This window comes from Streptomyces sp. NPDC059906 (genome assembly GCF_042730645.1).
Taxonomy (GTDB): Bacteria; Actinomycetota; Actinomycetes; order Streptomycetales; family Streptomycetaceae; genus Streptomyces; species Streptomyces rubrogriseus.
The window spans coordinates 208,554-216,287 of sequence record NZ_JBHWKU010000002.1; the positions used below are offsets into that span (position 1 = coordinate 208,554).

8 protein-coding genes are annotated in these 7,734 nt (G+C 74.5%); 5 read left to right on the top strand and 3 right to left on the bottom strand.

All coding sequences use genetic code 11. The features are described from left to right. Positions 1-85 precede the first annotated feature (85 nt). The 3 genes from ACFV9J_RS03880 to ACFV9J_RS03890 form a co-directional block, all read right to left on the bottom strand. The gene (locus tag ACFV9J_RS03880; protein WP_385349381.1) at positions 86-544 is read right to left on the bottom strand and encodes an SRPBCC domain-containing protein; all 459 of its coding nucleotides are present in this window, start codon (positions 542-544) and stop codon (positions 86-88) included. A 104-nt stretch (positions 545-648) separates the two neighbouring features. Further along, positions 649-1,665, bottom strand: coding sequence for an SEC-C domain-containing protein (locus ACFV9J_RS03885; RefSeq protein ID WP_385349383.1), 1,017 nt, complete (start codon positions 1,663-1,665; stop codon positions 649-651). A gap of 326 nt (positions 1,666-1,991) precedes the next feature. Beyond that, positions 1,992-3,422: an MFS transporter gene (locus ACFV9J_RS03890; protein ID WP_385349386.1), complete on the bottom strand. Its 1,431-nt coding sequence runs from the start codon at positions 3,420-3,422 to the stop codon at positions 1,992-1,994. A 113-nt stretch (positions 3,423-3,535) separates the two neighbouring features. Between ACFV9J_RS03890 and ACFV9J_RS03895 the strand changes: the two genes are divergently transcribed. The 5 genes from ACFV9J_RS03895 to ACFV9J_RS03915 form a co-directional block, all read left to right on the top strand. Continuing rightward, the gene (locus ACFV9J_RS03895) at positions 3,536-4,090 is read left to right on the top strand and encodes a winged helix-turn-helix transcriptional regulator (RefSeq protein ID WP_385349389.1); all 555 of its coding nucleotides are present in this window, start codon (positions 3,536-3,538) and stop codon (positions 4,088-4,090) included. A gap of 36 nt (positions 4,091-4,126) precedes the next feature. Further along, a complete protein-coding gene (locus tag ACFV9J_RS03900) occupies positions 4,127-4,441 on the top strand; it encodes a DUF6412 domain-containing protein (RefSeq protein WP_385349392.1) in 315 nt (104 codons plus the stop codon). A gap of 113 nt (positions 4,442-4,554) precedes the next feature. Continuing rightward, positions 4,555-5,268 carry a YidC/Oxa1 family membrane protein insertase gene (locus ACFV9J_RS03905; protein ID WP_385349395.1) on the top strand — a complete coding sequence of 238 codons (714 nt, stop codon included), beginning with the start codon at positions 4,555-4,557 and terminating at the stop codon, positions 5,266-5,268. Positions 5,269-5,435: 167 nt separating this feature from the next. Next, positions 5,436-6,293 carry a fumarylacetoacetate hydrolase family protein gene (locus tag ACFV9J_RS03910; RefSeq protein WP_385349398.1) on the top strand — a complete coding sequence of 286 codons (858 nt, stop codon included), beginning with the start codon at positions 5,436-5,438 and terminating at the stop codon, positions 6,291-6,293. A gap of 243 nt (positions 6,294-6,536) precedes the next feature. Further along, the coding region (locus tag ACFV9J_RS03915; protein ID WP_385349401.1) for a choice-of-anchor A family protein at positions 6,537-7,734 on the top strand (1,198 nt) is incomplete at its 3' end.

Here is a 7,734-nt window from a genome sequence, read left to right on the forward strand (position 1 = left end):
GGGCGTGGGCACTTCACGGCGAAGTGTTCACGCCCCGCGGCGTCGGTGTTCCACCGGCAGGGGGCGCGGCCGGGCGGAGACCCCCTCAGCCCTTCGCCCCGGCCGCCAGGAACCCCGTCAGACCGTCCAGCAGCATCCCGCTGCCCTGCTCCGCGCCGTCCCGCTCCTCCGCCGTGTCGCAGGTCTGGCGCAGGGTGATCACGGTGTTGCGGGGGCCCTCCTCCGCGAGTTCCACGGTCATCGTCGCCGGGTCCGGGCGGCCCGGGACGTCCATGCCGATGGTCAGGGCGCGGTGCTCGGCGACCTCGATGTAGGAGCCGGTCAGCGGGAACTCCGTGCCGTCCGGCGTGCGCATCGTGGCCTTCCAGGTGCCGCCGGGGCGGACGTCCATCTCCACCGAGCCGGGGACGGCGTAGGCCCACTGGGCGTACTGGTCGGGGGTGGTCCACGCCTGCCAGACCTGGGCCGCGGGGGCGTCCAGGGTGCGGGTGAGGGTGTAGGAGAAGCCGCTGCCCGCCGCGGTGGGCGTCTGGTCGGTGCTCATGTCGTCGTGTCTCCTCGGTGGCGGCGCCCCGCCCGCTGTCGGCGAGGCTCTCGCACCTGTAGACGACCGGCGGCGCCGGAACTCATCGCCCCCGCGCCGGTTTCCTACTGACCGTGGCACTCCCCGTACGCCCGCCCCGACCCGCACCAGCAATCCGCCCCGCGCTGCGGCGGCCACGCCACCGCGAGTCCCCGGGCCGCCAGTGTCGTCGCGTACTGCGGGAGCAGGACCGGGTCGGCCGGGGACGCGCCCTCCGACGCCGCGAAGGCCTCGTAGGAGGGGACCGTGCCCGGGACCACGCCCAGGTTCGGGGTGCCCGAGGAGGCCAGTTCGCGCAGGGCCGCCTCTATCGACGCCAGGTGGTCCTCGTAGGTCGGGTACTCGGAGGCGAGAGCCGGGTACGCCTCGATCAGTTCCGTCAGCTCGGCGGCCGGCCAGTGCAGCATGGCCACCGGGAAGGGGCGGGACAGTGCCTCGCGGTAGGCGCCCAGCTCGGCGCGCAGGCGGAGGATCTCCGCCTCCAGGTCCGCCGGATTGTCCGAGCCCAGGGACCAGACGCGCTTCGGGTCGTGCAGCTCGTCCAGCGAGACCGGCATGGAGTGCAGGGTGTCGGCCAGGGTGTCCCACTCGTCGTGGGCCAGGCCCAGCATGCGGCGGACGCGGTGGCGGCCGTAGAGGAGGGGGTGGGTGGAGTACGGGGGCTCCGGTACGTCGGTGAGGAGCCGGCGGGCGCCCTCCGTGAACGTCTCGTGCGCCGCCTCCAGCTCGTCGTGGGACTCCAGGGCCTCGGCCGCGATCACCCAGGGGGCTGGGTCGCGCGGCGACGCCGCCCGCACGCCGTCGATGATCGCCCTGGCCTCCGCCTCGTGGTCGTACTCCCAGAGGTTCGACGCCTTCAGGGCGCGGACCAGGGACGGGTTGTCCAGCGGGACGGACGTCTCGGAGGACAGCAGGCGGTCGTAGAGCTTCGTCGCGGCGGGGCGGTCGCCGGACAGTTCCAGGTGGGCGGCGGCGCGCAGGAGCAGGGCCTCGGCGTCCTCGGGGGAGAGGCCGGCGGTGCGTTCCAGGCGGGCCGCCTCGGCGGCGTGGTCGACGTTTTCGGCGGGCGTGTCGGGGCGCATGGGGGACACCGTACTGCCGTGAGGTGACCAGGGTCAGCCACGCGGGGGGCTGGAGGACGGGGGGAACGGCGAGGGACCGGCGGGGGAGCGGCCCCGCCGAGGCCGGCCGGTGTCCTGCCGGGCGACTCCGGGCGACGCCGGTGTCCTGCCGGGCCATTCCGGGCGACGCCGGTGTCCTGCCGGGCCATTCCGGGCGACGCCGGTGTCCTGCCGGGCCATTCCGGGCGACGCCGGTGTCCTGCCGGGTCACTCCGGGCGACGCCGGTGCCCGCCCGGGCTCGCGTCGTAGCTCGCGCCGTGGCCCGAGCCGTGGCCCGCGTCGCCGGTCAGTGCCGCTCCCGCAGCGTCCCCACCAGGACCCCCGCCGCCACCGCCAGCCCCGCCGACACCCACAGGGCCACGTCCGTGCCCGCCCCCGGGCTGCCCGCCGACGTCGCGAGCGCGATGGTCAGGGCGACCCCGGCGCACGAGCCGATGTAGCGGAACGTCTGCTGCGCGCCCGAGCCCATCGCCGCCCGGGCCGCCGGTACCGACTCCACCGCGAGCAGCGGCAGCGCGGCGTTCAGCAGGCCGCTGCCGACGCCCGCCACCACCAGGCCGGGCAGCAGCCGGGCCCAGGAGCCCGCGCCGACCGCGCCGAGCATGGTCAGGACGCCGACCGCGTGCAGGGCGAAACCGAGGACCAGTTGGTGGCGGGGCGGGACGCGGTGGGCGATGCGGCGGACCTGGAGGGCCACCGCGAAGGCGAGACCGGCCCAGAGCAGGGAGAGCAGGGCGGTGTCCAGCGGGGACAGGCCGAGCGCCCGCTGGAGCACCGTCGGCAGGAAGGTGAAGAGGCCGATCACCGACAGGCCCGTGAACAGTCCGCCCGCGGCGGACGCCAGGAAGAGCGGGCGGCGCAGCAGCGACAGGTCGATCATGGGGGTGGCCGCGCGGCGCTCCAGTACGACGAACAGGGCGCCGAGGAGCACGGTCGCCGCCAGCAGCAGGACCACCGGCGCCCGCAGCCACCCGTCCCGGCCCAGCGTCAGCGCCGCGACCAGCGCGACCAGCGCCGGTCCGAACGTCAGCGCCCCGGCGAAGTCCGGCCGGCCCGCCCGCGGTGAGCGCGACTCCGACAGGGCCCGCGCGCCGAGTCCCGCCACCACCAGCGCGGCGGCGCCGAGGACGCCGTGCGCCACCCGCCAGTCGGGGATCGCCCCGACGAGTACCGGGCCCACGGCTATCCCGCCGCTCACGAAGGCGCCCCACACGCCGGTCGCGCGCAGCCGCCCGGCCGGGGTGGGAAAGGCGTGGACGAGCAGGCCGAGGCTGCTGGCCAGCAGTGCCGCGCTCGCCGCGCCCTGGGCGATGCGGGCCAGCGTGAACAGCCAGGTCGTGGACGCGAAGGCGCCGAGGACGGTGGTGACGCCGAGGGCCAGCGTGCCGGAGACGAAGAGCCGGCGGCGCCCGTAGTCGTCGGCCAGGCTGCCGGCCACCAGGAGCAGGGCGGCGAGGCCCAGCGGGGTGCCGTTCAGCAGCCAGGCCTGGGCGGACAGCGGGGTGTGCAGGTCGGCGGCCGTCTCGGGGAGCGTGACGGCCGGCGCGGCGAACGTCATCAGGGCCACGGCGGTCGCGGCGCTGGTCAGCGCGAGGGTGCGGCCGGGGTGCGGGGGCGGCGAGGCCCGTTCGGTGGTGGCGGCCGGGGGCTCCGGGGTCGCGGTGGTCGGGGGCTCCGGGGCCGCGGCGGTCGGGGGATGCGTGCCGGTGTCGGTCATGGCTGACTGTCCGCTCCACTCGGGTTGGTTCGGTCAATGAACTGACTCGGGACCGGCTCAACCTAGCACTGTCGATTCGGTGAATGAACCAACTAACCGGAAAAGTGGCTACAATGGACCGCATGGCACTGGGCAAGGACTACGTGACGCAGGAGTGCTCGATCGCCCGCGCGCTGGAGGTCGTCGGCGAGCGGTGGACGCTGCTGGTGATCCGCGACGCGCTGTACGGCGTGCGGCGGTACAACGACTTCCTCGTCCACCTCGGCATCCCGCGCGCCGTCCTGGCCAACCGCCTCCAGGCCCTCACCGCCGAGGGGCTCCTGGAAAAGCGCAGGTACCAGGAGTCGCCGCCCCGCGACGAGTACGTCCTCACCGATCGCGGCATCGCCCTGTGGCCCGCCCTGCGCGCGCTCGGCATCTGGGGGCGCGAGCAGCTCGGCGGCGAGCCGATGCGCACCTACTGGCACGCCGACTGCGGCACCGAACTCGCCCCCCACGGTGCCTGCCCCGCCTGCGGGACCCTCGTCGCCGTCCGCGACGTCGAGGTGCGGCCCGGCCCCGGACTCGACCCCGACCCCGCGGACCCGGTCAGCCGGGCGCTGCTCGGTCCCCGGCGGCTCCTCCAGCCGATCGAGACCGAGCAAGGTGCCGCACCGCGTCCTGTATAACTGGGGCGAACGCGTGTGTGAGAGGGGGAGCCGCCGATGACCGGGAACCGCCGGGCCGTCCCGCGCCCCCTCCTCGTCCTGCTGCTGGTCCTCCTGCCCGTCGCGCTCGTCGACGTCGGCAGCCTCTCCGCCACCGTCGCGCTCGCCGCGACCGCCGCGGTCGGTTCCGCGCTCGCCGTGTGCGCCGTCATCGCCGCACGCTGCGCGCCCGCCGTGCCGCGCACCCGGGTGCGCACGGCCATCAGGGACCGGGACCTGCGTACGGCCTTCCTGCCCCAACGCGATCCCGACGCCCCCGGCCGCCGCCGGCCCCGAGCGCCCGGACACGCCCTCCCGGCGACCGCCGCGTAGGGCACGCTCCACGCTTCACCCGAAGTCCCGGAAGCCACCCCCGCGCGGGGCGTGTCGTCATGCCGCAAACCCCTTGCCCGGCACGACGAGACCCTCGGAGGGCTCACCCACCCATGTCCGTTTTCGCCAGCCTGGTCGAGCACCTCGCCGACCTGCTCCAGCCGCTGTTCGGCGCCTCCGCCGCGGCCGCCTCCATCGTCCTGTTCACCGCCCTCGTACGGCTCCTCGTACACCCGCTCTCCCGGGCCGCCGCCCGCGGGCAGAAGGCGCGGACCCGACTCCAGCCGCGCATCGCCGAACTGCGCCGCGAGCACGCGAAGAACCCCGAGCAGCTCCAGCGGGCCGTGCTCGAACTGCACGCCGAGGAGAAGGTGTCCCCGCTGTCGGGGTGCCTGCCCAGCCTGTGCCAGATCCCCGCCTTCTTCCTGCTCTACCACCTCTTCTCCAGCTCGACGATCGGCGGCGAGGCCAACGGGCTCCTCTCCCACCGGCTCCTGGCCGCCCCGCTCGGCGGGCGGTGGGCCGACGCGTTCGGGGACGGCGGGCTCCTCGGCGGGGCCGGGCTCGTGTACGTGGGGCTGTTCGCGGTCGTCGCCGCGGTCGCCACCTTCAGCTACCGGCTCACCAGGCGGACGATGGCCGACCGGCCGGTGCTGCCCGCCGGTGACGCCGAGGCCGTGCCGGGGGTCGGCGCGATCACCCGGGTCATGCCGTTCATGTCCTTCTTCACGCTGGTCACCGTGGCCGTGGTGCCGCTGGCCGCCGCGCTCTACGTCGTCACCAGCACGACGTGGAGCGCCGTCGAGCGAGCCGTGCTCCACCGCTGAACGCGGCCCGGTCCGGTGCGTGCCTACGGTCCAGTACGTGAACGGGGTATTGCGGAGTGGAACCCGGCCTTGGAGGATCGACCAGTCCTCCGACGGCCGTCGCGTCGCTGCCGCACCCAGGTCGCGCGGCGTCGGGCGGGCTGCCCGCGATCGAGGAGTTGGGGATCATGAAGCTGTTGCGAGTCGGTACGGCGGGGTCGGAGCGGCCCGCGCTGCTCGACGCCGACGGGACCCTGCGAGACCTGTCGGGCGTCGTGACGGACATCGACGGCGAGCTGCTCGCCGACGAGGGCGCGCTCGGCCGGATACGGTCCGCCGCCGAGGCCGGTGAGCTGCCCGCCCTGGACGGCACCGGGCTGCGCGTCGGGCCGCCGGTGGGACGCATCGGCAAGATCGTGTGCATCGGGCTGAACTACCACGACCACGCCCGCGAGACCGGGGCCGAGCCGCCCGCCGAACCGGTCGTCTTCTTCAAGGCGCCGGACACGGTGGTCGGGCCGCACGACACGGTGCTCGTGCCGCGCGGATCCACCAAGACCGACTGGGAGGTGGAGCTGGCGGTCGTCATCGGACGCACCGCCCGCTACCTGGAGTCGGCCGAGGAGGGGCTCGCGTGCGTCGCGGGGTACGCGGTCGCGCACGACGTGTCCGAGCGGGAGTTCCAGATCGAGCGCGGCGGGACCTGGGACAAGGGCAAGAACTGCGAGACGTTCAACCCGCTGGGCCCGTGGCTGGTGACCGCCGACGAGGTGCCCGACCCGCAGCGGCTGTCGCTGCGGCTGTGGGTGAACGGCGAACTGAAGCAGGACGGGACGACCGCGGAGCAGATCTTCCCCGTGGGGGAGGTCGTGCGGTACGTCAGCCGGTTCATGGTGCTGCGTCCCGGTGACGTCATCAACACCGGGACGCCCGCGGGGGTGGCGATGGGGCAGCCCGAGCCGAAGCCCTACCTGCGGGCGGGTGACGTGGTCGAGCTGGAGGTCGAGGGGCTGGGGCGGCAGCGGCAGGAACTCAAGGGGGCCTGAGCGAGGGGCGTCTGAGCGAGGGGGCGTCTGAGCGCGGGGTCCGTCGGCGCGGGTGGCCTGCCCGTGCAGGTGGCCTGCCCGTGCAGGTGGTCCGCCCGTGCAGGTGGTCCGCCCGTGCGGGTGGCGCGCCCGCGTCGGCGGCGAGCCAGGTGGGTGTTCGTGCCGCGCCCGTTCGTGTGATGGTCGTCGGACCCGGGAATGTGCTGCGAGTGGCGCGGGCGGCCCGCGTGAAGCCTGTGGGCCATGCACTCCATCAGACAACGCATGGCCGCCCTCCGGCCCCGCCTGGGCCGGACCGGGCTGGCCTGCGCCCTCGTGGCGGGCCTCGCGCCCGCCCTGGTCGTCGGGGCCGGGGCCTCGCAGGCCCAGGCCGCCCCGTTGCCGGGCGGACTCGGGCCGTGTGCCGGGCGGCTGTGCCCGGACGAGTTCCCCGAGATCAACAACGGCCCGTTCGCCGGGCGCGACAACGCCATCAACGTCTTCGCGGGCGACGACTTCCGGGTCCGCGGGCGGGCCGCCGAGGCCGAGGGCCGACTCGTCGTCCTCGACGACTTCGACATGAACAAGAGCGCGGGCGGCAGCGCCGTCTACGACATCGGCATCGCGGGCGTCGGCTCGCGCGTGCCGCCGCCGGACGGCGCGGACTTCCTCACCACCGGCAACGACATCACGGTCGCCCCGGGACAGCGGCTGCTCGCCGACGGCGGCGTCGTCCGCTACGGCGGGACGGTGACCGGGACCGTGACCGGCGACCTCGAACACGACCCGGACGCCGCCGATCCCTACCTCGCGCTGCGCGACCAGCTCACCGTGGCCAGCCAGTGCTATGCGCGGGTGGACGGCGAACTCCGGACCGCCACCGGCACGGCCGTCAACCAGGGCTACCAGACCCTGTTCACCGGTGACGGCACGTCCGCGATCCAGGTGTTCAACGTGGACTTCGACCTCGCCAGTGCCTCCGGCGGGCAGCAGGGGATCGTCTTCGAGAACATCCCCGACGACGCCACCGTCCTGGTGAACATGCTCGGCTCCGAGCGCACCATCAACACCTACAGCGGGGGCATCGCCGACGCCACCGACCCGCTCAACGACTACCGCGAGCGTCTGCTGTGGAACTTCCCCGACGCCACCACCGCGAACTTCGTCGGCACGGGTCAGTTCCAGGGCAGCGTGCTGGTCGGACCGCAGAACTCCATGTCCACGGTGTCGCTGCCCGGCATCAACGGGCGCTTCTTCAGCAGCGGTTCCATCACCCACACCAGCGAGCAGGCGGGCGTCGAGTTCCACGCCTACCCGTTCGACGGCGACCTCCCGGACTGCGGTGACGAACCTCCCGGCCCCGGCCCCGGCCCCGACCCCGTGACGGGTGAGGTGCGGGTCGAGAAGACGGACGCGGAGACCGGGGACGGGCTGGCCGGGGCGGAGTTCGAGCTGTGGGAGG